Consider the following 24519-nt stretch of genomic DNA (forward strand, 5'->3'; position numbering starts at 1 on the left):
CGCAGGACCGGCGCGACCCGCGCGACCCGGGTGACGAGTCGCACCCGGACGGCACGTTCGTCGGGCGGGACGCTACTGAGCGATAGCCCGTTCGAACGCGTTCAGTGACTGCTGGAGATGGGGGCGCGGGTCGAAGGCATAGGACCCGTCGCCGAAAATCTCGAAGGTGATGCGCCCTGCGTAACCGTGTGCACCGAGGTCGCGGACGACCTGGGGCAGGTCGATCTCGCCGTCGCCCCAGGCGAGATGCCCGGCGGGGGAGCCGTCGACGAGATGCACGTGATTCACGTGCCCGGGGAGGTTGCGGAAGTAGTCGGCGACGGTCTCACCGGACACGGTCATCGCCACGGTGTCGAGCGCCACTCCCAGCGACGCCGCATCGACTTCCGCGAGCATCGCCGCGGCGTCCTCGGAGGTCAGGACGAGGTTCGACTCGACCCGCTGCAGCGGCTCGAGCACGCAGGCGACCCCGAGGTCGGCGGCCCTGTCCACGATGCGACGCAGGCCGTCGACGGAGCGGCGCCAGGCCAGCTCGCGTGGTTCGTCCTCCGCGCCCCGACCGGACGTGAGGAACAGCAGTGGCGCGCCCAACGTGCTGCAGATCTCGGCCGCCCGCAGGAACATGGCGACGCTCGACTCCCGCAGCCCCTCGTCGGGCGAGGCGATGTTCACCGGGTAGGCGACCTGCTCGGGCGTCACGCAGTACACCGAGAGCTCCCGTGCCTCCAGCTCGCGTGCGATGCGCTCGAGTCTCGTGTTCGTGACGGTGGGGATGTGCAGGTGCGGCGCGACCCCCCACAGTTCCAGGTCGTGCAGTCCGAGGTCGACCATGTCCTGCAGGAACCGCTCGAACGACTGATGCTGGTAGGAGAAGTTCGAGCCGGTGACCTGGCTTCGGGTGAGGGTGCGAGCGGAGGTGGTCCCCGTCATTTGCCGATCCCGTCTGCGAGCCCTCGGATGAAGTAGCGCTGACCGACCAGGAACAGCAGCACCATGGGGGCGGCCGCCATGACCATCCCCGCGAACACCACCGGGTATTCCGTGCCGTGCTTCGCCATGAGGTTGGTGAGACCGACGGGCAGAGTCTGGAAATCCCCGCCGCTCGTGAACACCATGGCGAACAGGTACTCGTTCCACGTGAAGAGCACGTTCAGGATCACGGTGGACACGATGATCGGCTTGCACATCGGCAGGATGATCTGCCAGAAAGCCCGCGCCCGTGACGCGCCGTCGACCGAGGCCGCCTCGTCGATCTGCGCCGGCAGATCCATCATGTACGCGCGGATCAGGAAGACCGTGAAGGGGATCCGGAACGCCGTGTAGAGGATGAGCAGAGCCCAGAAGGTGTTGTAGAGCCCCATCGCCTGGAACATCCGGACCAGCGGGATGAGCGCGACCGTCGGAGCGAGCATGAGGCCCGCGAGGATGATGATGAGGATCGTGCGACTCAGCGGGATCTTGATCCGCGTCAGACCGTATGCCGCCCACGCGCCGATGAACACGGTCGCGATGGTCGACGTGATCGTGACGAGAGCGCTCATCGTGAGGTAGTCGCCGACCCCACGGTTCCACGCGTTGGCGTAGTTCTCCCACCGCAGTTCGACCGGCAGAGCGAACGGGTTGCCGAACAGTTCTGCGTTCGTCTTGAAGCCGTTGAGAGTCATCCAGAGCAACGGGTAGAGGACGACGACGGTGAGTGCGAGCAGGAACGCCCACACGAAGGTCGAGCCGATCACCCCGAGAACGGTCGTGCGCTTCACCATTCCACCCTTCGCTTGCGAGAGATCCAGAGCTGGGCGAGCGCGAGCGCCAGCGTCACCACGAATATCGCTGTGGCGATCGCGGCTGCGTAGCCGAAGTCGTTGCGGACGAAGCCACTGCGGTACAGCCATGTGCCGAGTACCTGACTCGAGTTGTTCGGTCCGCCGGTGGTCATGACCATGACCTCGTTGAACACCTGGAAGGCGCCGGACACCGTGACGATCATCATGAGGCCCGTCATCTCGCGCACGAGTGGGATCGAGACCGAGAAGAAGCGCCGGACGGGACCGACGCCGTCGATGGCTGCGGCTTCGTACAGTTCGGACGGGATGCGCTGCAGCGCGACGGCGAACAGCAGGGTGCAGTAACCGAATCCCTGCCATTGGCTCATCGCGATGATCGCGAAAATCGCGGTGTTCTCCTGGCCGAGCCAAGCCTGACCGAGTTCACCGACACCGAGGCCGTCGAGCGCCGCGTTGAGGAGCCCGAGTCGCGGCTCGTAGATGAAGTAGAACAGCAGCCCGGCGACCGTCAACGAGATGGCGGACGGGATGAAGTAGATGACCCGGAACGCCTTCCTCCACCTGTCGCTGCGGAGGCTCTCGATGAGAGCGGCGAGAACGAGGGCGCCGCACACCTGGAAGACGACCGAGATGATCGAGTACCAGACGTTGTTGACGAGGGCCGACCAGAAGACGGGGTCCTCGATTATCTTCTGGTAGTTCTCGAGACCGATGAAGGTCTGCGTGCCCGTGTAGATGTCCCACTCGATGACGCTGAAGCCGAAGTTCTGCGCAAGCGGCAGGTAGACGAATACGGCCAGGAGCGCGACGGCGGGAAGGACCCAGATCAGACCGCGCGCCGCGGCGAGGGGAGAGCTCCCCGTCCTGCGCTTCTTCGGGGGTTCGATCGCAGCCCCCGACACGGGGGCCGTGAGAGCGGGCCCCCGTGTCAGTTCGTTGACGGTCACGGTCGTCTACTTCGCGCCCTCGGATGCGGCCTGGACGCTCGCGAGGATCTCCTCCGGCGTGCTGTCGCCGCTGATCAAGGCCTCGCCGCCGGCGAGCCAGGCGTCGGCGACGTCGGGCACGGTCACGGAGTCGAGCCAGATCACAGTGGAGGAGGCGTCGTTGACGAGCTCGATGCCCTCGACCACGGCCGGGCTCGAGTTCTGGTCGCTGACGCTGCCGATGACGGCGCTGGGCTGACCGTAGGGCGGCGCGGACAGGGTCGCGGCGTTCTCGACCGAGGTCGCGAACTTCATGAAGTCGACCGCGAGGGCCGCGCGCTCAGAGCCCGCGTTGATGATGTAGCCCTCCGGGGATCCCTCGATCGCTCCGGCGTCGCCTTCGCCGCCCGCAGGAGCGGGCAGCGGGAAGATACCGAAGCCGTCGCCGGCCACCGTGGTGCCCTCGCCCGCCGATGAATCGAATTCGAGGATCTCCTGGTAGTACATGGCTGCGCGGCCCTCTGCGAGCGCCTGCTGGGCAGTGGTGTAGAGCACTCCGTTCGAGTCGGCGCCGGTGTCGGTGCACTCCTCGACGAGCGTGGCGAACTGCTCCAGAGAGGTGAGGTAGCCCTCGTGATCCCAGGTCGCCGTCTCGGGGTAGAAGTCGTCCTGCAGCGTCTCGGCGGGGACGTTGTAGGCGAAGAGCTGCTGGAGGTAGTGGAGGGCGGGCCAGCCGTCCTTGTTGCCGAACGCGATCGGCTCGTACCCCGCCTGACGGATGGCGCCGCACGCGTCGATGAGCTCGTCGAAGGTCGTGGGCGGCTGAACGCCCGCCTCGTCGAAGATGCGCTCGTTGTATCCCATGAACTTGCCGTTGTTGTAGAGCGGGACCGCGTAGTACTTGTCGCCGTACTTGAACGCGTCGAGTGATGCTTCTCCGAAGGTGTCGCCCCACTCCGTGCCGGGTTCGATCACCTCGGTGAGGTCGGCGGCGAGGCCGGCCTTGACGAAGTTCTCCGCCCAGTTGCCCGCCCAGGTGAAGTAGATGTCGGGGAGTGCCTGCGACGCCGTCAGCGTCTTCGTCTTGTCCTTGATGCTCTGGTCGGTCTCCTGGATGAGCTCGAACTCGACGTCAGGGTGCAGCTTCTGGTACTCGACGGCGAGGTCGTTGAAGTAGCTCTCGAGCGGCTCACCCCCGAACTTCGTGAGGATGCTCAGCGTGCCGGAGTACTGCGGTTCCGCAGTCAGGTCGGCGGTGGCAGCTGGTGCCTGGGGTGCGCACCCCGTGAGGGCGATGGCCGCTGCGGCCATGGCCGCCAGTCCGGTCTGCCTGAGTGTCGGCATCGTTCTCTCTTTCGATGAGACGGCCGGACGTTCACTGCAATGTGAAAGACCCGCCGTTGGATCTGATCTCGATGGACGGTATCAACTTTGATACCGGTATCAGAAGGTAGCACCCGGATAGGCGCCCTGCCCATCCCCGGAGCTGATTTTCCTCAGCGGGGGAGGAGGGTGGGCTTCCGCTTCCGCACCGACCCGCGCTCGACCATCTGAGCCGGCAGGACTTCGTGAACGAGGGGCTCGTCGTCGCCGCCGTGGATGCGCGCGATGAGGAGTTCGGCGGCGCGTGCGCCGACGTCGCGCATTGGCTGGGCCACCATGGAAAGCGGGGGCTCCATCACGTCCGCCCAGGGTGTGTCGTCGAACCCGAGCAGAGAGACGTCGTCGGGGCAGCGCAGCCGGCGGTTCCGCAGGGCGCGGAGGGTGCCGACGGTGGCATCCGTCTCGGTCGTGAAGAACGCCGTCGGAGGTTCGGCGAGCGCGAGCATGCCGGAGACGGCCCTGGTCGCCTGCGTCTCGGTCTTGATCACGTGCGTGACGAGCGACGTGTCGAACTCGAGGTCTGCGTCGGCCAACGCGTCGAGATACCCCCGCAGCCTTTCGCCGTCGCTCCAGAGGGCGCCGTCGAGAACCGACCGCATGGCCTCGAGATCTTCCGCAGGCTGTACCGTCACCGGCCCCCAGACGAAACCGATACGGGTGTGCCCTGCCTCGATGAGAGTCGCTACGGCCTCGCGGGCGGCCTCGCGGTTGTTGATGACCACGGAGTCGGCGTCGAATCCGGCGAGGAGGCGATCGATGAGCACGATCGGAACTCCGCGCTCCCTCACCGCCTGCAGGTGGGCGAGGTCGTCGTTTCTCGTCGCGGCGGAGGCGACGATGAGGCCGTCGACCTGTTTGTCGAGGAGCAGCCCGACCGCGGCCTTCTCCTCGGAGAGTTCCTCGTTGGTGCTGAGCACCAGGATGTCGTAGCCCTCCTGCTTCGCAGCATCGGAAAGCCCTCGGAGCACGCCGGCGAAGAAGGGATTGGCCACGTCGGCGAGCACCACGCCGAGGGTCTTGGTGACGCCGGTCGTCATACTGCGGGCGAGGCTGTTGACGCGATAGCCGAGCCGTGCCGCGACGGCGAGCACATGGGACCGTGTCGCCTCGCTGACGGAGCCGTAGTTACCGAGGCTGCGGGCGACCGTTGCGCGCCCGACCCCTGCTGCGGCGGCCACCTCCGAGATCGTGGGCGAGGCGGGTGGCCGCGGCCGTTCGGAGCTCATCGGCCACGCTGCTTCTGCATCCGGTCCGTCCTCTCGTCGGGCATGTCGTCTCTATTCTGCGTCGGCGAAGCTGCACCCGTGCGCGAACGCGCCCTCGACGTAGCACTGCAGAGCCGCGTAACGCGAAGCGCACTCGAGGGCAGTCGCGATAGCCGTGCTGCTCGGCCCTGTCGTGCGCGTCCAGCCGGAGCGGAGCAGAGCGAGCGTGAATGCGGCCAGGAAGGCGTCGCCGCACCCCATGGTGTCCTTGAATCGCTCCGGATCGATCGGCTCAGCGCGGACGCTATGGATCTCCGTCCCGTCGAAGAGCATCGCGCCGTTCGGGCCGCGGGTGCCGAGCACGAGTGCCGAGCCGTACGAGCGGACACGGCGCAGCTCCTCCTCGATCTCGGTCTCGTCCTCCTCGGCGAACGACAGCAGAGCGAGGTCGAGGTGAGGGACGACCTCGGCGAGGTATGCGGGGGTGCGGTGTTCCGGGTCGTCGGAGAAGTCGTAGGAGATCAAGGCGCCGGTCCGGCGCAGTGCTGGGAGTTCGGGCACCGAAGCCGAGAAGACGCTCGAGTGGACGAGATCGAAGCCGCTGAGGTAGCGAATGTGGTCGTCCGTGAGTCGGAATGGGTCGGTCGTCGTGACCCCGCCCTCGTTCCAGCCCCGGAAGTATCGCTCGCCGTCGACGACTTCGATGTTCGTCGCGCCGTTCTCTCCGTCGCGGATCACGCAGAGGCGAAGGTCGATGCCGAGGCTGTCGAGTACCCGGTGCACCAGGCGTCCGTGCGCGTCATTCCCGAACACCCCGACGTACGACGAGTCGACTCCGAGTTGCCGCGCGTAGACGGCGTAGTTGACACAGTTCCCGCCCGGATACATCACCTGGCGGTCGATGAATCGGTCGACGATGTTGTCGCCGAATCCCGCAACTCTCACGGTTGCACTCCTGAAGTCGAGTGGCTGCGGGGCTCGTTCGAGCCCCGCAGCCACTGGTGGTGTCGATGGATCAGTACTCGACGACGCGGTAGTAGCGGCGCAGATCGAGTGAGTGCCCGCGAACGGCTTCGAGGTGCTTGCTGATGCGGTGGGTGACGACGTCGACGAGCATCGGGCCGATGAACGGGCGGAAGCGCTCGCTGATGCCTTCGAGCGCGTAGTCCCTGGTGTCGATGACGGTGACGTCATCGCTGTACTTGACCGCGAAGTTCTCCACACGGTCCATCAGGGGGCGGCTCTGGTCCTCGCCCTTGAAGAGCAGCAGTGCGGTGTCTTTCTCGATGAGCTCGAGGGAGCCGTGGAAGAACTCGGCACCGTGCACGCGGGAGGTTCGAAGCCACTGCATCTCCTCCAGCACGCACATGGAGTAGAGGTAGGCGTACCCCCACAGGTTCCCCGCCCCGACGACGAAGTAGTAGTCGGTCTCGGCGTGCTTCTTCGCGAACGCCTCGGCCATCGGCTCGGCCTGCTCGGCGGCAGCGACGAGCGCCTCGGGCAGGGCCGAGAGTTCGTCCGCGAATGCCTCGTAGTCCTCGAACTCACCGCGGCGCGAGAGCACCCCCGTCGTGAACAGGAGCAGCTGGATGTCGAACCACGTCTTCGGAGCCGAGATGAGCGCGCGGTCCACCGCCGTGGCGATGGGCGAGTCGGCGATGCCGGTGAAGGCGATGGTGTAGGCGCCCTTCTCCTTTGCGAACTCGATCGCCTCGACGACGTCCTCCGTCGTGCCGGAGACCGAGGTGAAGACGGCGATCGATCGCTCCCCGAACGCGGGATCCTGGGTGAGCATGAGCTCCTTGCCGATCGCCGCACGGACGGGAAGCGTGGAACGCGCCTGGAAGTAGAGCTCGTAGGGCAGAACCGCGGCGTACGTGCCTCCGGCGCCGATGAAGTAGATGTTGTCGTAACCGCGCTCGTCGATGAAGGCGACGGTCTCCTCGATGTCGGAGCGAAGGGCGATAGCGCTCTTCAGCTGGGCCTGGGTTTCCTCTTTGTTGAAGCCGAGCAACTCGTCTTCCCCTCTTGCTGGTGGTGGCTGTCTCGGCGATGAGACATCGTGATACCGGTATCACTGCTGCTCAATACTGGCCGCGGTGCACGCCGAAGTCAACGATTCCCCGATACGGCGTGACTCGCGTCGCCGTAGCCGGTGATGATCGGCTGCGAGAGCTCGCCCAGGCGCGGGGCCGCTCGTCGGCCGTGCGCGCGCCGTCGTGCTACCCGCCTCCGTGCGCGGCTCATTGCGACGGCGGCAGGTCGTCGACGGAGTGGGCGTATCGCAGCGCCGCCGGCGCCCCTACGATCTCGACATGGAGGTCCTCCCCGCCCTCGCCGTCACGCTGGTCGTGGTCGCCGCCCTCGGGCTCGCCTACCTCGTGCATCGGTCGGAGGAGGCTGCCGCGCAGAATCCGGCGCGTGACATCCACGGCGACCAGTCGGCCGGTGCGGCGGGATTCGGGTTCGGGGACGCCGGCGGCGGTGACGGCGGTGGGGGATCCTGCTGAGGCGTCGCCGGCCCGGGTGCGTCAGCCGACGGCGTCGATGGGAGCCGCGCCTCTGGCCCGCTCGCTCGCGCGCAGCAATGTGATCAGCCCGTCGCGCATCGTCTCGAGCTCCTCGACCGAGACGCCCAGCCGCTCGACGATCTGACCGGGAACCGCCTCGGCGCGACTTCGCAGGGCGCGGCCCTCGTCGGTGAGCGTCACGGCGAGCGCGCGCTCGTCCTCGCTCGAGCGCAGCCGCTCGAGCAGGCCCGCCTTCTCGAGGCGCTTGAGTAGCGGGCTCAGCGTCGCGGGCTCGAGCAGCAGGTCCTCGGAGAGGTCGCGCACCCGGCGCGGGCTCCGCTCCCACAGCGCGAGCATCACGAGGTACTGCGGGTGGGTGAGCCCGAGCGGCTCGAGCACCGGCCGGTACAGCCCGATCACCGAGCGGCTCGCGGCCGCGAGGGCGAAGCAGACCTGACGGTCGAGGGCGAGCGGATCCTGCATGCCGCCAGTTTAGCTAGTACGCTAACTATTCGTGCGGCAACAGCAGGGCGACCCGACCAACCCGTTCGGCAAGCGCGGGTTCTGGGACCGGTGGAACAGGTTCTTCTACATCTTCTCCGGGCCGGCTCAGGTGGGTGTCGGCGTCGGCAAGAAGGAGGCCCCGTACGTGCCGCCGGCCGATCCCACGTGCCCGCTCTGCGGCAAACTCCTCGCCGATCACCGCATCGAGCGGGGCACGGGGAACCAGGCCACCCGCTTGCACTGCCCCGAGTAGTGCGTCGTCCCGCTGACATCCGCTCGCGCTAGGGTGCGAGGCGTGGCGGACCGGCACGAACAGCACCCCGACGGCGAGCGCCGCAGCGGCTGGCAGGCGGATGACCAGAGCGGCGCCGACCGCGGACGCGGCAGCCGCTTCTGGGGCTGGCAGCCGCAGTCCGTCGCCATGGACATGCAGCGCACTCCGCCGCCGAACGGGTTCGCGATCTCCGCTCTCATCTTCGGCATCCTCGGCCTGCTGTTCACACCCATCCCGTTCTTCATCGGGCTCTTCCTCGGCGGGCCGTTCGATCTGCTGGCCGTCGCGTTCGGCATCGCGGGGGTCCGGGCGGGCCGGCGGCTCGGCGGAATCGGCCTCGTCCCGTCGGCGGTCGGTCTCGGGCTGGGCGCCTTCGCCCTGCTGCTGATCCCGTTCGGCGCCGGCTGGGCGTGGTGAGCGCGACTCGGCAGGCTTCCCGCGGGCGCTCAGTTCTCCGTCAGTAGGATCACGAACAGAAGTCCACGCGAGGGGAGACCGCGATGACCGACCAGCAGCAGCTGCCGCCCGCCGGCTACTACGCAACACCTGACGGTGCCATGCGGTGGTGGGACGGGACGCAGTGGACCGACTACTACGCGCCGACCGGCAGCCTGCCCACGACCGAGCCGGGAGCGGACGACGACGCGCCCGACCAGCAGCGCACGGCTGTGCTGCCGACGCTCGAACGTGATCTCGACGACACCGTCGTCGTGTCGCGTGAAGACCGCACCCCGGCGAGGGATGAGTCGCCGCTCGCCGAGCCGGGTACGGCCGACGAGTCCGCGCCGACGGGGAGCACCGGCCCGCTCGGGCCCAACGACACCGGCGACCTCCGCATCTTCTCGTCGCTGAACTCGACGACCGAGACGCCGACAGCTCCGCCTGTCGCCGAGTCGAGCTCGAGCCAGGACCCCGCTCCCGCCACCACGACGACGGCGACGGATGACGCGCAGACGAGCGGCAGCGTTCCGGTGACGCCGCCGCAGCAGCCGAGCGAGCCGCGCCAGGAGGCGCCGCAGCCGCCGCGCGAGCAGAAGCAGCCGCGCCCGCAGCGCGAGCCCAAGCCCCCGCGCCCTCCGCGTGAGCCCCGCGGCGAGCCGTCCCTGCACGTCCCGAGCTTCCCCGGCCTGCAGTTCGGCACGCCGCACTCTCGCTCGACCGTCGCGCGGGTGCTCCCGCTCGTCGGGCTCGGCATCGTGCTGCTCGCCTCGCTGCTCGCCATCATCGGCGCCTTCAGCGAGACCCGCGAACTCATCGCGACGTTCGCGGTGCTGACCTTCATCGGGATCATCGTCGCCGCCGTCGGGGTGTGGGCGTCGTGGAACGCCGAGCCCAGGAGCTGGCGCTACTTCTCGCTGATCGTGCTGGGGATCACGGTGTTCGCGCCGCTCCTGCTCGTGATGTTCCTGCTGGCGGTCCTCATCATCCTGAGCTGAGCCGATCGACGCAGTCGAGAGCACCGTCGGGCCTTCGCCCGGCGGTGCTTTCTCGTTTCCGGGGCGCGCCCGGTCTTACTGAGAGAACCTTGTATGTCGGCTCCTCGAGTTCGGGATGCCAGGGGCGGGGTCGTACCGTGAAAAGCAGCCCGTGCACCCGCGGGTTCCCGAAAGGAGCGCAATGGCCGACGACTTCGACCCCTCGCTACTGAGTCCCGCCGAACTGCGGCTGCACATCGCGCAGACCCGCGAGGGCGTGGAGCGCTCCGTCGAGGAGCTGAAGGGCAGGCTCGACTTCCGCGCCCACTACTACCGGGCGCTCGCGACCTGGAAGCGCGACTACGGCACCAACCCCACCGCCTTCCTCGCGACCGCCGCCGGCATCGGGCTCATGGGCCTGTTCGTCGTCGGCGCCCTCGTATTCGACAGAGACGGCAACGACGATGAGTGACACCCAGGAGACGGCAGCCAAAGGTTCGGCCGCGCCGAACCCGGACGACCCCCGCAAGCCCGACAGCATCACCGACATCAAGAAGCGCTCGTGGACCTACGTGCTCGGCAAGACGTTCCGTGAGTTCAGCAACGACCAGTGCACCGACCTGGCCGCCGCGCTGACGTACTACACGGTGCTCTCGATCTTCCCCGCGCTGCTGGCCTTCGTCTCCGTGCTCGGGCTGTTCAGCGACCCGCAGCAGACCACGGAGTCGGTGCTCGGATTCGTGCAGACGCTCATGGGTGGCGGCGGCGCGAACGAGAGCGAGTTCATGACGATCCTCCGCGGGATCATCGAGCAGACGACCAATGCGCCCGCCGCCGGCCTCGGCCTGGTCACGGGTATCCTCGGCGCCCTCTGGTCCGCCTCCGGCTTCGTCGGCGCGTTCTCCCGCGCCAGCAACCGCATCTACGAGGTGCAGGAGGGTCGCTCGCCGCTCGTGCTGCGCCCGACCCAGCTGCTCGTGACGACGATCGCGGTCGTGCTGCTCGTGGTCGCGGCGATCCTCGTGGTGCTCAGCGGTCCTGTCGCCGAGACCATCGGCAGCATCGTCGGGCTCGGGCCCCAGGTGGTGTTCCTGTGGGACATCCTGAAGTGGCCAGTGGTCGTCGTGATCGGCGTCGTCGTGATCGCGATCCTGTACTACTTCTCGCCCAACGTCCAGCAGCCGAAGTTCCGCTGGATCAGCGTCGGCGCCGGCTTCGCCCTGTTCATCTGGGCGCTCGCGAGCGTCGGCTTTTTCTTCTACGTCGCGAACTTCTCGAGCTACGCCTCGACGTACGGCTCGCTCGCCGGCGTCATCATCTTCCTGCTGTGGATCTGGATCAGTAACAACGCCCTCCTCTTCGGGGCCGAGCTCGACGCCGAACTCGAGCGCGGCCGCCAGCTGCAGGCCGGCATCCCGGCGGAGGAGACCCTGCAGCTTCCGCCGCGGTCGACGGCCGTCATCGAGAAGAAGGCGGATGCCGAGGCGAAGGACGTGCTCAAGGGGCTGGAGATCCGGCTCGCGCACGACCACGCGAACTCGCGGCCGCACTCGTGGCCCGAGAAGCGCCGCCGGGAGCGCATGGAGCGCAAGGCTCGGAAGCAGGCGGCGAAGAAGCAGAAATAGCGGGGGCGGCTGCCCGGTTGCATCCGTCGTCCCGATGGGAAGGATGACCCGATGACCGCATCCACGACCGATCCGGTCACTCAGCACGAGCAGTTCCACCGTCGGCGCGAGCAGGCGGTCGTGCGCTCGCAGGGCAACCTCGCCCTCGTCAACACCCAGTGGATCGACCACGAGCAGACCGTGTGGGGCGTGCCGGGAGTGTGGGCGCCGCTGCCCAACGGGCAGTCCGGGCTGCTGCTGACCGCGGACACCGCGGACGGCATCCTCGTCGACGGGGCGCTCGTGGAGGGTCAGGTCATCGTGGCCGGCCGGGACGCCGTCAATCCCAGCGACATCCGGTTCAGCGACAACGTCACCGGCTTCGTGATCGCGAACGAGGAGGGCGGCTACGGCCTCCGCGTGTGGGACTCCGCGAGCGAGGACATCCAGCGCTTCGGCGGCATCGACGTCTTCCCGTACGACCCGCGCTGGGTGATCGAGGCCCGCTTCGAGGAGGTGCCGGGCGGACTCACCGTCGGCTTCTCGCATCTGAAGGACGAGGGCCGCACCCGCGAGCGGGTTATCCCCGGCGAGATCCGCTTCACCCTCGACGGCGCCGACTACGCCCTCGTTGCGTTCAAGTCGGGCAAGGCGCTGCAGCTCGTGTTCGCGGACGCCACGAACGGCGACAGCACCTACTCGGTCGGACGCTTCCTCTTCGTCACGCCGCGCGACGACGGCACGGTGACGCTGGACTTCAACCGCGCGGTGCTGCCGCCCTGCGCCTTCAGCTACCACTTCAACTGCCCGCTGCCGCCGAAGCAGAACCGCTTCGCGATCCCGATCGAGGCGGGCGAGAAGAACGTGCTCGCGAAGGACGGCTCTCTGCTGCACTGATCGGTGTCGCCGCCGACGGCGTGGGTCGGCCGGTGACGGCGGCTCGGGGGAGGATGGCTGCGTGTTCGCCGTCCTCAGCCGCGCCGGTGATCCGGATGCCGCCGCGCTGACGGTGCTCGACGCGTCCGGCGCCCTGGTGCGCTCGGAGGAGCACCCCCGGCGTGCGCTTCCCGCCGTGGTGACCGCCCTCGAGGCGGACCGGCCGCGGTGGGTGTGGGACGACACCGCCCGGTGGTACCCGCCGCTCCTCGCCGCGGGCGTGCGAGTCGAGCGCTGCGTCGACCTCCGGCTCTGCCACGCGATCCTCCGCAACTCGGTGTTCACCACGGAATCGTCGCTCGCGACCGCGCCGCGATCGACCTGGGACGCCCCGGGCGTCGGTGCGGCGGATCCCGGCGCCCTGTTCGACCTCGGCGGCGGCGATGCGGAGCCCGACCGCGACGAGGTGCTCGCCGAGTTCGCCGCCCAGCAGGCGGCGGTCGACGGCTCGCCCGAGCCCGGGCGGATCGCGCTGCTGCTCGCCGCGGAATCCGTCGGCGCGCTCCTCGCGGCCGAGATGACCCACGCGGGCCTGCCCTGGCGCGCGGACGTGCACGACCGCCTCCTCTCCGACCTGCTCGGCCCGCGGCCGGCACCCGGGCTCCGCCCGGCGCGGCTCGAGTCGACGCTCGACGAGGTGCGGCGCGCGCTCGACGACGACACCGTCAACCCGGACTCGCCCGCGGCTCTGCTCGCGGCACTCCGCCGCGCGGGCATCGAGGCCCGCTCGACCCGGTCGTGGGAACTCGAGCGCGTCGAGCATCCGGCGATCGAGCCGCTGCTGCGGTACAAGAAGCTCGCACGCCTGCTCGCTGCGAACGGATGGCACTGGCTCGACACCTGGGTGAGCGGTGGCCGCTTCCGCCCGGTCTTCGTGCCCGGCGGCGTCGTCACCGGCCGCTGGGCCTCGAACGGCGGGGGAGCGCTGCAACTGCCGCAGCACGTGCGCGGCGCCGTGCTCGCCGACGAGGGGTGGACGTTCGTCGTCGCGGACGCCGCCCAGCTCGAGCCCCGGGTGCTCGCCGCCATGGCGGGCGACACCGCCATGGCCAAGGCGGGCCAGGGCACCGACCTCTACGAGGGCATGGTGCGCTCGGGCGCCGTCGAACGGCGCGAGCAGGCGAAGTACGGCATGCTCGGCGCGATGTACGGCGGCACGAGCGGCGAGAGCGGCCGGATGCTGCCGAGGCTCGCCCGCGCCTACCCGCGAGCGATCGGGCTCGTCGAGGAGGCGGCGCGGGCCGGCGAGCGAGGGGAGCGCGTCTCGACTCGGCTCGGCCGCTCGTCTCCGAAACCCGGCAGCGAATGGCAACGGGTGCAGGCGAGCGCGTACGGCGACGAGGCGTCCGAGCTCGACGAGCGTCGCGCGCGGGGCGACTCCCGAGCCTGGGGCAGGTTCACCCGCAACTTCGTCGTGCAGGGCACCGCCGCGGAATGGGCGCTGTGCTGGCTCGGCTCCCTGCGGCGGCGGCTCTGGCAGCTCGGCGCAGGGCAGCCCGGCGACGGGCAGCTCACCGACCGGCCGCACCTCGTCTTCTTCCTCCACGACGAGGTCATCGTGCACACGCCCGAGCATCTGGCCGCCGAGGTTGCCCAGGCGGTGCAGGCGGCCGCCGACGAGGCGGGTCGCCTGCTCTTCGGCTCGTTTCCCATCGAGTTCCGGCTGTCCGTCGCGACGGTGCGGAGCTACGCCGACGCGAAGGACTGATACAACCCCGTCACGCGCTCGACGTAGCGCCGCGGCGAGAAGGCGTCGGCGCTGGCCCGCGCCGCGGCCGCCAGGCGCTCGAGCTCGGCGGCATCCGTCGCGAGGTGCAGCAGCGACTCCGTCAGCTCCTCGACCGACGGCCCGCTGAGGTAGCCCGCCGCCGTGAGTCCCTCGGTGAGCCGCGCGTCGCAGTAAAGCACTCCGCGCCCGCGCCCGATCGACTCCGCCACCGTCATCGGCTGGTTGTCGAAGCCGACGCTCGAGAGCACGAACGCGCTCGCCTCGTCGAGCAGCGTGGCGACGTGGTCGCGCTCGACAGGCCCGAGCACCTCGAGCTCCGGGCGTCCGTCGCACAGCTCCCGCAGCTCGCCGAGCAGCGAGCCGCCACCGGCGAAGGACAGGGTGAATGCCCCGGGGGAGCGCTCGAGCGCGGCGACGGCGGCGCGGGCCACCTCCAGCGGGCGCTTCTCGGGCTCGCACCGCGCGACCCAGAGGAAGCGTGGGCACGCGGGCAGGGGAGCGGGCACGGCCACGACGGAGGGCGACGGGTTCGGCACCACCTCGACGGACGCCTCGACTCCCGCTGCGCGGAGGTCGGAGGCCTGGTGCGCAGACGGCGAGAGCACGAGGTCCGCCCGTCGCGCCATCCCGAGCGTGAGGTTCCGCAGCACCGACTCCATCGGCTTGGGCGACAGGGATTCCGTCGGCAGCGGATGCCCCGTCAGCGCCCGCAGCAGGGGAGCGGATGCCGCCGCGAGCGGGCCCTGCGCCGGGGCATCCGTCGCCCAGTAGAACGTGTGCACGGTGTGCACGACCGGAATGCCGAGCTCGCGGGCGACGTCGGTCGCCGCGTGCGCGAGCCCGAACTCGGTCTGCACGTGCACGACGTCCACCTGCGCGAGGGCGAAGCGCAACCGCCGCCGCAGCTTCGCGGTGTTGGGCACGACGGGGAGGTCGAGCCCGGGGAGAGCGCCGAGCGCGGTGAGCCGGATGTCCGGGCGCGGGCTGCCCGGGGTGGGGTCGCGGCGTTCGGGGGCGAGGAGCAGCACCTCGTGCCCCGCCTCGCGCAACGCATCCCGCTGGGCGTCGATCGACGTCTGCGCTCCGCCGACGTAGTCGAGGAAGTAGTCGCAGACGATGGCGATGCGCACCCGGCGAGCCTACTGAATCACAGGCTTGTAATCCGCGGGGGACATCTGGAATGATGCGGGTACAACCGCAAATACGGGAACTCGTGTTTCGCCCAGGTCGATGGGGAAGTCGCACCTGACGAGATGGAGGAACCGTGGCTGCTGCATATGCGCGAGGAGTGCTGTTCGTGCACTCCTCTCCCCGCGCGCTCTGCCCCCACCTGGAGTGGGCAGCAGGTCGCGCTCTTGGTCGTGCCGTGAACTTCCGCTGGATGCCGCAGCCGATCCTTCCCGGTGCCATGCGCACCGAGTTCTACTGGGAGGGCGAGCAGGGCACCGGCGCCGAGATCGCGAGCGCGCTGCGTGGGTGGGAGCACCTGCGCTACGAGGTGACCGAGGACCCGTCGCCCGGCGCCGACGGCGGCCGCTGGCTGCACACGCCCGACCTCGGAATCTTCTTCGCGCAGACCGACTCCGCCGGCAACGTCGTGATCCCCGAGGACCGCGTGCGCTACGCGATGGAGGTCGCCGGGTCGAACACCCTCGAGCTGCACCGCGAACTGCGCCTCGCTCTCGGGCAGGCGTGGGACGACGAGCTCGAGCCATTCCGCCACGCCAGCGACGACAACCCGGTGGTCTGGCTGCACAAGGTCGGTTGATCCCAGCGCCGGCCGCGAAGACGAACGAAGCGGCGCACCCAGGGACGGGGATGTCCTGGGTGCGCCGCTTCGTTTATTCGCGGTCCGAACCGTGCAGGCCTAGACCGTGCGGAACGCGACGACGGCGTTGTGGCCGCCGAAGCCGAACGAGTTGCTGATCGCCAGCAGATCGCCGGCGGGCAGCTCGCGCGGGGAGGTGACCACGTCGAGGGCGACCTCGGGGTCCTTGTCGTCGAGGTTGATCGTCGGGGGAGCGGTGCGCTCCGCCAGCGCCTTGACCGTGAGGATCGCCTCGAGGGCACCCGTGCCGCCGAGCAGGTGGCCGTGCGCACCCTTCGTCGCCGAGACGGGGATCTGCCCGACACGGTCGCCGAAGATGCGCTCGAGCGCGTGGAACTCCGCGACGTCGCCGACCGGCGTGCTGGTGGCGTGGGCGTTGATGTGCGCGACATCCGCCGGGCTCGCCCCCGCCTGCTCCAGCGCGGCCTTCATCGCACGCGCGGCGCCCGAGCCCTCGGGGTCCGGAGCGGTGATGTGGTACGAGTCGCTCGTGACGGCGCCGCCGGCGAGCTCCGCGTAGATGCGGGCGCCGCGGGCCTTCGCGTGCTCCTCGGTCTCGAGCACGAGCACGCCCGCGCCCTCGCCGAGCACGAAGCCGTCGCGGGCCGTGTCGTAGGGGCGCGACGCGCGCGTCGGGTCGTCGTTGCGGCGGGAGAGGGCCTGCATCGAGGCGAACGCCGCGATCGGCATCGGGTGGATGGCCGCCTCGGTGCCGCCGGCGAGCACGACGTCGGCGAGTCCGGCCTGCAGGTGCTCGTAGGCGTTGGTGATCGATTCGGTGCCGGAGGCGCAGGCCGAGACGACGGTGCGCGCGTAGGCACGGGAGGGGATGTGCATGCTGATCGCCGCGGCGGGCGCGTTCGGCATGAGCATCGGAACGGTCATGGGGAGCACACGGCGAGGGCCGCGCTCGCGCAGCGTGTCCCAGCCGTCGAGCAGGGTCCACACGCCGCCGATGCCGGTGGCGAAGTCGACGCCGACGCGGAGCGGGTCGATGTCCTCCGACAGCCCGGCATCCGCCCAGGCCTCGCGCGCTGCGATGAGGGCGAACTGGCTGCCCGGGTCGAGGCGCTTGACCTCGTGGCGCTCGAGAGCGTCCACGGCGGGCACCTTGACCTGTGCGGCGAACGTGACGGGGATCTCGTACTTCGAGACCCACTCCTGTTCGAGGGGGCGCACTCCGGACTCCCCGGCGAGCAGGGCGGTCCAGGTGTCACCGACGTTCCCGCCGAGCGGGTTCGTCGTGCCCATACCGGTGACGACGATCTTCTTGGTCATACGACTACTCCGAGAGGGACGAGCGACCCGGGCGCCCCGTGTGGACGCCCGGGTGCGCACTACTGCTGCGAGGCGTTGGTGATGAAGGAGACGGCGTCACCGACGGTCTTGAGGTTCTTGACCTCTTCGTCGGGGATCTTCACGTCGAACTTCTCCTCCGCGTTGACGACGATCGTCATCATCGAGATGGAGTCGATGTCCAGGTCGTCCGTGAACGACTTGTCCATCTCGACGGTGTCGGTGGCGATGCCGGTCTCGTCGTTGATCAGCTCGGCCAGGCCGGCCAGCACTTCCTCGTTGGACAGAGCCATGTTTTCTCCTTGGGGGTGTCGTTGTGACCGCTAATCAGCCTAGGGGCGGATGTCGCGGGCACCGTTCGGTGCGCGGGTGCGCGTCAGGGCAGCACGACGACCTGGGCTCCGAACACGAGTCCGGCGCCGAAGCCGATCTGGAGGGCGAGCCCTCCGGAGAGCTGCGGGTTCTCCTCGAGCAGGCGGTGCGTCGCGAGGGGGATCGAGGCGGCCGACGTGTTGCCGGTCGTGGCGATGTCACGGGCGATCGCGACGTGCTCGGGCAGCTTCAGCTGCTTCGCGAGCTCGTCGATGATGCGCATGTTCGCCTGGTGCGGGATGAAGGCGGCGAGGTCGTCGGGGGTGATGCCGGCGGCGTCGATCGCCTGCTTGGCGACCTTCGCCATCTCCCAGACCGCCCAGCGGAAGACCGTCGGGCCCTCCTGGCGCAGGGTGGGCCAGTCGACCTCGCCGGCGCCGTCGCGGTACTTCGCGAGGGGGCTGTCCATGCCCACGGCGTCCCACTTCGAGCCGTCGGAGCCCCAGATGCTCGGACCGATGGCGGGGCTGTCGCTCGGACCGACCACCGCGGCGCCCGCGCCGTCGCCCAGCAGGAAGGAGATGGTGCGGTCGGTGGGCTTGGCGAAGTCGCTGAGCTTCTCGGCGCCGACGACCAGCACGTACTCGGCCAGTCCGGCGCGCACGAGCGAGTCTGCCTGCGCGATGCCGTAGGTGTAGCCGGCGCACGCGGCGCTGACGTCGTAGGCGGGAGCCGGGGTCGCGCCGATCCGCTCAGTCAGCAGCGCGGCGAGCGACGGGGTCTGCACGGTGTTGCTGATCGTCGAGACGACGACGGCGCCGATCTGCTCGGGACGGATGCCGGCCTTCTCGATCGCCTCGCGCGAGGCCTGCTCGGCCAGGTCGATCGCCTCGATGCCCTTCGACGCGCGCTTGCGGGTGATGACACCCGTGCGCTGCTGGATCCACTCGTCGGAGGAGTTGATCGGCTCGATGATGTCGTGGTTGGTGACCGTCAGGTCGCCCCGTGCCGCGCCGACCCCGCGGATGCGGGTGTACTGCGGGCCGGTGGACTGCTTGAGGGTGATGGTGCTCATTCGCTGCCGTTCGCGTCGAGGAGGTCGTAGGCCGCCTGGAGGTCGTCGGGGGTCTTCACGGCGACGGTCGGCACGCCTCGCAGGCCGCGCTTGGCGAGCCCGGTGAGCGCGCCCGCCGGCGCGAGTTCGATGATGCCGGAGACTCCGTTCGCCGCGAACGACTCCATCGTCTTGTCCCAGCGCACGGGGGAGGAGACCTGACCGACGAGCAGCTCGACGAACGCCGAGCCCGAGGTGACGACGGAGGCGTCGTGGTTGGTCCAGATCGTCAGCGACGGGTCGGCGGGAGCGAGCGTCGACGCGACCTCGCGCAGCGTCTCGACCGCAGGCGCCATCCAGCGGGTGTGGAACGCGCCGGCGACCTGGAGAGGGATGACGCGGGCGCCGGCCGGCGGGTCCTGCGCCAGTGCGCCGAGCGACTCGAGCTCGCCGGCGACGACGATCTGCCCGGCGCCGTTGAAGTTGGCGGGCTCGAGTCCGAGCGTGTCGAGCTTCGCGAGGAGGGCGTCCTCGTCGCCGCCGATCACGGCGCTCATGCCGGTCGCGGCGCGGCCCGCGGCATCCGCCATCGCCTCTCCGCGGGCGCGCACGAAGCGCATCGCGTCGGCCTCGGGCAGGATGCCGGCCCCGGCGGCGGCCGTGATCTCGCCGACGGAGTGACCGGCGATGCCGCCGATCCGCTCGCGGCGGCCGTCCTCGAACAGGGCGCCGAGGGTCATCAGACCCGCGGCGACGATGAGCGGCTGCGCGACCGCGGTGTCGCGGATGGTGTCGGCGTCCGAGGTCGTGCCGTGCGCGATGAGGTCGATGCCTGCGGCATCCGAGAGTCGGTCGAGGTGCTCGCGACGGGCGTCGTCGAGAAGCCAGGGCTCGAGGAAACCGGGGGTCTGCGAGCCCTGTCCGGGCGCCACGACGACGATCATTTCACCCATGATGCCAACCTCTCCCGAGGTGGCTTGGATGACCTCGCACTAAAGATGCGGCGAGCCGTTGTGGGTATCGACAGTTCAGCGGGATCGACGATTCCGCAGGAGGCGACGATTCAGCGCCGCTTCGGCTGGCCGTCGTGGTCGGCGATCGAGCCGACGATGAGGGCGGCCTGCAGGATGAGCGCCTCGCGGGCGCCGGTGGCGTCCCAGCCGATGACGTCGCTCACGCGCTTGAGCCGGTAGCGCACGGTGTTCGGGTGCACGAAGAGCTCCCGGGCGGTCGCCTCGAGCGAGCGGCCGTTGTCGAGGTAGCACCAGAGCGTCGTCAGCAGCTCGGTCGAGTGGGCCTTGAGCGGCTTGTAGATGCGGTTGATGAGCGCCGACCGGGCCTGCGGGTCACCGGCGAACGCACGCTCGGGCAGGAGGTCGTCGGCGAGCACCGGGCGCGGCGCCTTGCGCCACGAGCGCGCGACGGCGAACCCGGCGAGAGCCGCCTTCGCGCTCTTCGACGCGTCGACGAGGCTCGGCACCTCGTGTCCGAGCACCAGGTGACCCGGGCCGAAGCCGGGCTCGAGTTCGTGGGCGATGTCGATGAAGGCCTTCATCTCGGTCGGTTCGCCGTCCTCGCCGTTGGCGGGCTGGGCGCGACCGATGACGAGCACGAGGCGGGAGCCCTGCACGCCGATGAGGACGTCGGCCTCCTGGTGCCGCGCGGTGCGGCGCAGCTGGTCGACATCGAGCTGGCGCGGCGTCGTGCCGACGAGCACCGAGACCTCGCCGTGGCCGTGCCAGCCGAGCGCGGCGATCCGGCTCGGCAGTTCCTCATCGTGCTCGCCGGCGAGGATCGAATCGACGACGAGTGCCTCGAGCCGGGCGTCCCAGAGACCACGGGCTTCCGCCGCGCGGGCGTAGACGTCGGCAGCCGCGAAGGCGATCTCGCGGCTGTAGAGCAGGATCGCCTCGCGCAGGCTGGCGTCGCCCGACTTGATCCTGTCCTCGACGACCTCGACGACGACGCGGATGAGCTGCAGCGTCTGCTGCAGGCTGACCGAGCGCAGGAGTTCGCGCGGGGCGGCGCCGAAGACGTCCGCGGCGATCCAGGGCTGCGAGGTGGGGTCGTCGTACCACTGGATGAACGACGAGATGCCCGCCTGCGCGACGAGGCCGACCGCCGAGCGCCGCCCTGGTGGCATGTCGCCGTACCAGGGCAGCGTCTCGTCGAGTCGTTTCAGTGTCGCGGTCGCGAGTTCACCGGAGATGGTCCGCAACCAGGCGAGGGTCTCCGCACGGGTCTTCGCCAAGGAGGCCTAGCTCTCGCCCCCGGCCGACCCGCTGGTGCCGGCCGTGACGTCGTGCAGGCGGTAGCGGTCGATCGCCTGCTGAGCGAGGCTGCGGTCGACCTTGCCCTGCTTGGCGAGCATCTCGAGCGTGCGGACGACCACCGACGGTCCGTCGATCTTGAAGAAGCGACGGGCGGCAGCGCGCGTGTCGGAGAAGCCGAAGTTGTCGGCACCGAGGGTCGCGAAGTCGTTCGGCACGAACGGACGGATCTGGTCGGGCACGGCGTGCATGAAGTCGCTCACCGCGACGACCGGTCCCTCGGCGCCCTGCAGCTTCTGCGTGACGTAGGGGACCTGCTCGTCCTCGTTCGGGTTGAGGAAGTTGTGCTCCTCCACAGCGACGCCGTCGCGGCGCAGCTCGTTCCACGAGGTGACGCTCCAGACATCCGCCGACACGCCCCAGTCGTTCGCGAGCAGCTCCTGAGCCTCGAGCGCCCACGGCACACCGACGCCGGAGGCGAGGATCTGCGCCTTGGTGCCCTCGGCCTGGCCGTCGCGGAGCTTGTAGATGCCCCGGATGACGCCGTCGACGTCGAGGTTCTCCGGCTCGGCCGGCTGGACCATGGGCTCGTTGTACACCGTGAGGTAGTACATGACGTTCGGGTCGGCGTGCTGTCCGCCGTACATCCGCTCGATGCCGGAGCGGACGATGTGTCCGAGCTCGTAGCCGTAGGCGGGGTCGTACGTGACGATCGCCGGGTTCGTGGACGCGAGCAGCGGCGAGTGGCCGTCGGCGTGCTGGGCGCCCTCACCGGTCAGGGTGGTGCGTCCCGCCGTCGCGCCGATGATGAAGCCGCGCGCCATCTGGTCGGCGGCCGCCCAGAAGGCGTCACCGGTGCGCTGGAACCCGAACATCGAGTAGAAGACGTAGACCGGCACGAGGACCTCGCCCTGCGTCGAGTACGACGTGCCCGCGGCGGTGAACGCCGCGGTGGCGCCGGCCTCGTTGATGCCGACGTGGACGATCTGGCCCTGCGGGCTCTCCTTGTAGGCGAGGAGCAGCTCCCGGTCGACCGAGGTGTAGTTCTGGCCGTTCGGGTTGTAGATCTTGGAGGTCGGGAAGTACGCGTCCATACCGAAGGTGCGCGCCTCGTCGGGGATGATCGGCACGATGCGGCTGCCGAAGCCCTTGACTCGCAGCAGGTCCTTCAGCAGGCGGGCGAACGCCATCGTGGTGGCGACCTCCTGCTTGCCGGAGCCCTTCTTGACCACGTCGTACGCGCTGTTCTCGGGGATCGCGACCTGCGTGTACTTCGAGCGGCGCTCGGGCACGTAGCCGCCGAGAGCGCGGCGGCGTTCGTGCATGTACTGCACGGCCTCGTTGTCGGGGCCCGGGTGGTAGTACGGCGGCAGGTACGGGTTCTCCTCGAGCTGCGCGTCCGTGATCGGGATGCGCATCTCGTCGCGGAACTGCTTGAGGTTGTCGAGCGTGAGCTTCTTCATCTGGTGGGTCGCGTTGCGTCCCTCGAAGCTCGGGCCGAGGCCGTAGCCCTTGACCGTCTTCGCGAGGATGACGGTGGGCTGGCCCTTGTGCTCGGTCGCCGCCTTGAAGGCCGCGTAGACCTTCTTGTAGTCGTGGCCGCCGCGCTTGAGGTTCCAGATCTGCTCGTCGGAGAAGTCCTTGACGAGCTCGAGCGCGCGCGGGTCGCGCCCGAAGAAGTTCTCGCGCACGTAGGCGCCGGACTCCGCCTTGTAGGTCTGGTAGTCGCCGTCGGGCGTGCGGTTCATCAGGTCGACGAGCGCGCCCTCGGTGTCGCGACGGAGCAGGTCATCCCACTCACGGCCCCAGACGACCTTGATGACGTTCCAGCCGGCGCCGCGGAAGAAGCTCTCGAGCTCCTGGATGATCTTGCCGTTGCCGCGCACGGGGCCGTCGAGGCGCTGCAGGTTGCAGTTGATGACGAAGTTGAGGTTGTCGAGCTTCTCGTTGGCGGCCCACTGCAGGGCGCCGCGCGACTCGACCTCGTCCATCTCGCCGTCGCCGAGGAACGCCCAGACCTGCTGGTCGGACGCGTCCTTGATGCCGCGGTTGGTCAGGTACTTGTTCGACTGCGCCTGGTAGATCGCGTTGATCGGGCCGAGGCCCATCGACACCGTCGGGAACTGCCAGAAGTAGGGCATGAGCCGCGGGTGCGGGTAGGAGCTGAGGCCGCCGTGGGCGTGCGACTTCTCCTGACGGAAACCGTCGAGGTGCTCGGTGCCGAGGCGTCCCTCGAGGTAGGCGCGGGCGTACATGCCGGGGGAGGCGTGGCCCTGGTAGAAGATCTGGTCTCCGCCGCCGGGGTGGTCCTGGCCGCGGAAGAAGTGGTTGTGCCCCACTTCGTAGAGCGCCGCGGACGACGCGTACGTGGAGATGTGGCCGCCGACCGCGATGCCGGGGCGCTGGGCGCGGTGCACGGTGATCGCGGCGTTCCATCGGATCCACCGGCGGTAGTCGCGCTCGAGCTCCTCGTTGCCGGGGAACTCCGGCTCGTCCTCTGGCGCGATCGTGTTGACGTAGTCGGTCGTCGGCACCATCGGCACCCCGAGCTGCAGCTTCCGGGAGCGCTCGATCAGGCTCAGCATGATCTCGCGGGCCCTGCCCCGACCGTGCGCCTCGACGAGTGCGTCGAGGGACTCCTGCCATTCGGCGGTCTCTTCAGGGTCCTGGTCGGTGCTGTTCACCGAGTAGGGGTCCTGCGGGTTTACCGTCACCGTTGACCTCTTATCGTTCGTCCAACAGACAGTGCCCACGCTACGGGCACCGGGTCACGGTGCGCGTTGTCGGGGGACCGGACAATCCTAGAACGCGCGGCCGACCCGCCGTGCGCAGGAGGGGCTTCCGGATGTTTCGCGGCGGGCGCAGCGGCATCCGTTTCCCTGCTGCGGCGCGGCCTGCCAGGCGTGCGGGGGAGGCGTAGCATGGCCGTCCGGCGGTCCGCTGTGGCGCGGACCCGGAAGGATTCGAATCGAAATGGCTCTCGAGAACGAGACCCAGGCACCGGACTTCGATCTGCCGAACCAGTTCGGCGAGCGCGTGCGGCTGTCGCAGTTCCGCGGTGTGCGGCCCGTCGCGCTGGTCTTCTTCCCGCTCGCGTTCTCCTCGACCTGCACGAGCGAGCTGTGCGCGCTGCGCGACAACATCGCCCTGTTCAAGGAGAACGGCGTCGAGCTGATCGCGATCTCCGTCGACTCCAAGGCGACGCTGCGCGCGTTCGCGGAGGAGGAGGGCTACGACTTCACGCTGCTCGCCGACTTCTGGCCGCACGGGGCCGTGTCGAAGGAGTACGGCGTGTTCCTCGAGAACAAGGGCTTCGCCACACGCGCCACCTTCCTCATCGACACCGCCGGCACGATCCGCGCGAGCTTCATCACCGCGCCGGGCGAGGCGCGGCCGATCGCCGCCTACCGCGAGGCCGTGCGCCAGTTGGTGCCCGTCACCGCGTGAGCCCTGCCTGAGGTTTCCTCGGCCTTCGCTCAACTCCGGCTG

The 24519-nt window shown here is 69.3% G+C and carries 25 protein-coding genes; 10 read left to right on the forward strand and 15 right to left on the reverse strand.

The features are described 5' to 3' along the window. Nucleotides 1-72 precede the first annotated feature (72 nt). From JUB10_RS10550 to JUB10_RS10580, 7 genes are all read right to left on the reverse strand, one after another. Complete coding sequence (locus tag JUB10_RS10550) at nt 73-930, reverse strand: sugar phosphate isomerase/epimerase family protein (RefSeq protein WP_207456539.1); 858 nt, start codon at nt 928-930, stop codon at nt 73-75. After that, nucleotides 927-1763, reverse strand: a complete 837-nt coding sequence (locus JUB10_RS10555) for a carbohydrate ABC transporter permease (RefSeq protein WP_207456540.1) — start codon at nt 1761-1763, stop codon at nt 927-929. Before JUB10_RS10555 ends, JUB10_RS10550 begins: the two co-directional genes overlap by 4 nt. Beyond that, nucleotides 1757-2731 (reverse strand): carbohydrate ABC transporter permease, encoded by a 975-nt coding sequence (locus JUB10_RS10560; RefSeq protein WP_307859196.1) that lies wholly within the window; start codon nt 2729-2731, stop codon nt 1757-1759. Before JUB10_RS10560 ends, JUB10_RS10555 begins: the two co-directional genes overlap by 7 nt. Before the next feature lie 6 nt (nt 2732-2737). Further along, complete coding sequence (locus tag JUB10_RS10565; protein ID WP_207456546.1) at nt 2738-4054, reverse strand: ABC transporter substrate-binding protein; 1317 nt, start codon at nt 4052-4054, stop codon at nt 2738-2740. A 152-nt stretch (nt 4055-4206) separates the two neighbouring features. Then, entirely contained in the window at nt 4207-5319 is a 1113-nt protein-coding gene (locus tag JUB10_RS10570) for a LacI family DNA-binding transcriptional regulator (protein WP_207456548.1), read from the reverse strand. 51 nt (nt 5320-5370) lie between these two features. Further along, on the reverse strand, nt 5371-6243 hold the full coding sequence (locus JUB10_RS10575; RefSeq protein WP_207456550.1) for a PfkB family carbohydrate kinase: 873 nt from the start codon (nt 6241-6243) through the stop codon (nt 5371-5373). A gap of 70 nt (nt 6244-6313) precedes the next feature. After that, complete coding sequence (locus JUB10_RS10580) at nt 6314-7312, reverse strand: SIS domain-containing protein (RefSeq protein WP_207456552.1); 999 nt, start codon at nt 7310-7312, stop codon at nt 6314-6316. Between the two features lie 301 nt (nt 7313-7613). Here JUB10_RS10580 and JUB10_RS10585 point away from each other — a divergent pair, with 301 nt between their 5' ends. Beyond that, the gene (locus JUB10_RS10585) at nt 7614-7808 is read left to right on the forward strand and encodes a hypothetical protein (RefSeq protein ID WP_207456553.1); all 195 of its coding nucleotides are present in this window, start codon (nt 7614-7616) and stop codon (nt 7806-7808) included. 21 nt (nt 7809-7829) lie between these two features. Here the strand turns inward: JUB10_RS10585 and JUB10_RS10590 are convergent, their stop codons facing one another. Next, on the reverse strand, nt 7830-8291 hold the full coding sequence (locus JUB10_RS10590; protein ID WP_207456555.1) for a MarR family winged helix-turn-helix transcriptional regulator: 462 nt from the start codon (nt 8289-8291) through the stop codon (nt 7830-7832). Between the two features lie 31 nt (nt 8292-8322). Between JUB10_RS10590 and JUB10_RS10595 the strand changes: the two genes are divergently transcribed. The 7 genes from JUB10_RS10595 to JUB10_RS10625 all read left to right on the forward strand — a co-directional run bounded on the left by JUB10_RS10595 (nt 8323) and on the right by JUB10_RS10625 (nt 14249). Continuing rightward, nucleotides 8323-8565: a hypothetical protein gene (locus tag JUB10_RS10595; protein ID WP_207456557.1), complete on the forward strand. Its 243-nt coding sequence runs from the start codon at nt 8323-8325 to the stop codon at nt 8563-8565. 42 nt (nt 8566-8607) lie between these two features. Next, on the forward strand, nt 8608-9003 hold the full coding sequence (locus tag JUB10_RS10600; protein WP_207456559.1) for a hypothetical protein: 396 nt from the start codon (nt 8608-8610) through the stop codon (nt 9001-9003). Nucleotides 9004-9086: 83 nt separating this feature from the next. Continuing rightward, nucleotides 9087-10022 (forward strand): DUF2510 domain-containing protein, encoded by a 936-nt coding sequence (locus tag JUB10_RS10605; RefSeq protein WP_207456561.1) that lies wholly within the window; start codon nt 9087-9089, stop codon nt 10020-10022. 181 nt (nt 10023-10203) lie between these two features. Next, entirely contained in the window at nt 10204-10473 is a 270-nt protein-coding gene (locus JUB10_RS10610; RefSeq protein ID WP_207456563.1) for a hypothetical protein, read from the forward strand. Next, nucleotides 10466-11626, forward strand: coding sequence for a YihY/virulence factor BrkB family protein (locus JUB10_RS10615; RefSeq protein ID WP_207456565.1), 1161 nt, complete (start codon nt 10466-10468; stop codon nt 11624-11626). Before JUB10_RS10610 ends, JUB10_RS10615 begins: the two co-directional genes overlap by 8 nt. Before the next feature lie 51 nt (nt 11627-11677). After that, nucleotides 11678-12502, forward strand: coding sequence for a DUF1684 domain-containing protein (locus tag JUB10_RS10620; protein ID WP_207456567.1), 825 nt, complete (start codon nt 11678-11680; stop codon nt 12500-12502). Between the two features lie 61 nt (nt 12503-12563). Next, a complete protein-coding gene (locus JUB10_RS10625; protein WP_207456569.1) occupies nt 12564-14249 on the forward strand; it encodes a bifunctional 3'-5' exonuclease/DNA polymerase in 1686 nt (561 codons plus the stop codon). Here the strand turns inward: JUB10_RS10625 and JUB10_RS15075 are convergent. Beyond that, a complete protein-coding gene (locus JUB10_RS15075; RefSeq protein ID WP_207456571.1) occupies nt 14228-15400 on the reverse strand; it encodes a glycosyltransferase in 1173 nt (390 codons plus the stop codon). The genes JUB10_RS10625 and JUB10_RS15075 overlap by 22 nt on opposite strands. 134 nt (nt 15401-15534) lie before the next feature. Between JUB10_RS15075 and JUB10_RS10635 the strand changes: the two genes are divergently transcribed. Then, complete coding sequence (locus JUB10_RS10635) at nt 15535-16038, forward strand: DUF3145 domain-containing protein (RefSeq protein WP_207456573.1); 504 nt, start codon at nt 15535-15537, stop codon at nt 16036-16038. Nucleotides 16039-16137: 99 nt separating this feature from the next. Here the strand turns inward: JUB10_RS10635 and fabF are convergent, their stop codons facing one another. The 6 genes from fabF to aceE all read right to left on the reverse strand — a co-directional run bounded on the left by fabF (nt 16138) and on the right by aceE (nt 23744). Further along, nucleotides 16138-17376: a beta-ketoacyl-ACP synthase II gene (gene fabF, locus JUB10_RS10640; protein ID WP_207456575.1), complete on the reverse strand. Its 1239-nt coding sequence runs from the start codon at nt 17374-17376 to the stop codon at nt 16138-16140. A gap of 59 nt (nt 17377-17435) precedes the next feature. Continuing rightward, the gene (locus JUB10_RS10645) at nt 17436-17687 is read right to left on the reverse strand and encodes an acyl carrier protein (RefSeq protein WP_207456577.1); all 252 of its coding nucleotides are present in this window, start codon (nt 17685-17687) and stop codon (nt 17436-17438) included. An 83-nt stretch (nt 17688-17770) separates the two neighbouring features. Next, nucleotides 17771-18781 carry a beta-ketoacyl-ACP synthase III gene (locus JUB10_RS10650; protein WP_207456578.1) on the reverse strand — a complete coding sequence of 337 codons (1011 nt, stop codon included), beginning with the start codon at nt 18779-18781 and terminating at the stop codon, nt 17771-17773. Beyond that, nucleotides 18778-19704: an ACP S-malonyltransferase gene (locus JUB10_RS10655; protein ID WP_207457060.1), complete on the reverse strand. Its 927-nt coding sequence runs from the start codon at nt 19702-19704 to the stop codon at nt 18778-18780. The genes JUB10_RS10650 and JUB10_RS10655 overlap by 4 nt, the downstream gene beginning before the upstream one ends. A 119-nt stretch (nt 19705-19823) precedes the next feature. Continuing rightward, entirely contained in the window at nt 19824-21011 is a 1188-nt protein-coding gene (locus tag JUB10_RS10660) for a PucR family transcriptional regulator (RefSeq protein ID WP_207456579.1), read from the reverse strand. Nucleotides 21012-21017: 6 nt separating this feature from the next. Continuing rightward, entirely contained in the window at nt 21018-23744 is a 2727-nt protein-coding gene (gene aceE / locus JUB10_RS10665) for a pyruvate dehydrogenase (acetyl-transferring), homodimeric type (protein ID WP_207456580.1), read from the reverse strand. Nucleotides 23745-24003: 259 nt separating this feature from the next. On the opposite strand from aceE, the gene JUB10_RS10670 reads away from it, so the two are divergent. Further along, nucleotides 24004-24477, forward strand: coding sequence for a peroxiredoxin (locus tag JUB10_RS10670; protein ID WP_207456582.1), 474 nt, complete (start codon nt 24004-24006; stop codon nt 24475-24477). Nucleotides 24478-24519: the final 42 nt, after the last annotated feature.

This window comes from Desertivibrio insolitus, assembly GCF_017355965.1.
In the GTDB taxonomy this organism is placed as follows: domain Bacteria; phylum Actinomycetota; class Actinomycetes; order Actinomycetales; family Microbacteriaceae; genus JAFIQW01.

Coding starts and splice junctions, on each gene's coding strand:
- JUB10_RS10615 (WP_207456565.1), top strand. CDS start 10,466: ATGAGTGACACCCAGGAGACGGCAGCCAAAGGTTCGGCCGCGCCGAAC.
- JUB10_RS10590 (WP_207456555.1), bottom strand. CDS start 8,291: ATGCAGGATCCGCTCGCCCTCGACCGTCAGGTCTGCTTCGCCCTCGCG.
- JUB10_RS10555 (WP_207456540.1), bottom strand. CDS start 1,763: ATGGTGAAGCGCACGACCGTTCTCGGGGTGATCGGCTCGACCTTCGTG.
- JUB10_RS10550 (WP_207456539.1), bottom strand. CDS start 930: ATGACGGGGACCACCTCCGCTCGCACCCTCACCCGAAGCCAGGTCACC.
- JUB10_RS10645 (WP_207456577.1), bottom strand. CDS start 17,687: ATGGCTCTGTCCAACGAGGAAGTGCTGGCCGGCCTGGCCGAGCTGATC.
- JUB10_RS10670 (WP_207456582.1), top strand. CDS start 24,004: ATGGCTCTCGAGAACGAGACCCAGGCACCGGACTTCGATCTGCCGAAC.
- JUB10_RS10605 (WP_207456561.1), top strand. CDS start 9,087: ATGACCGACCAGCAGCAGCTGCCGCCCGCCGGCTACTACGCAACACCT.
- JUB10_RS10655 (WP_207457060.1), bottom strand. CDS start 19,704: ATGATCGTCGTCGTGGCGCCCGGACAGGGCTCGCAGACCCCCGGTTTC.
- JUB10_RS10620 (WP_207456567.1), top strand. CDS start 11,678: ATGACCGCATCCACGACCGATCCGGTCACTCAGCACGAGCAGTTCCAC.
- JUB10_RS10570 (WP_207456548.1), bottom strand. CDS start 5,319: ATGAGCTCCGAACGGCCGCGGCCACCCGCCTCGCCCACGATCTCGGAG.
- JUB10_RS10565 (WP_207456546.1), bottom strand. CDS start 4,054: ATGCCGACACTCAGGCAGACCGGACTGGCGGCCATGGCCGCAGCGGCC.
- JUB10_RS10610 (WP_207456563.1), top strand. CDS start 10,204: ATGGCCGACGACTTCGACCCCTCGCTACTGAGTCCCGCCGAACTGCGG.
- JUB10_RS10585 (WP_207456553.1), top strand. CDS start 7,614: ATGGAGGTCCTCCCCGCCCTCGCCGTCACGCTGGTCGTGGTCGCCGCC.
- fabF (WP_207456575.1), bottom strand. CDS start 17,376: ATGACCAAGAAGATCGTCGTCACCGGTATGGGCACGACGAACCCGCTC.
- JUB10_RS10650 (WP_207456578.1), bottom strand. CDS start 18,781: ATGAGCACCATCACCCTCAAGCAGTCCACCGGCCCGCAGTACACCCGC.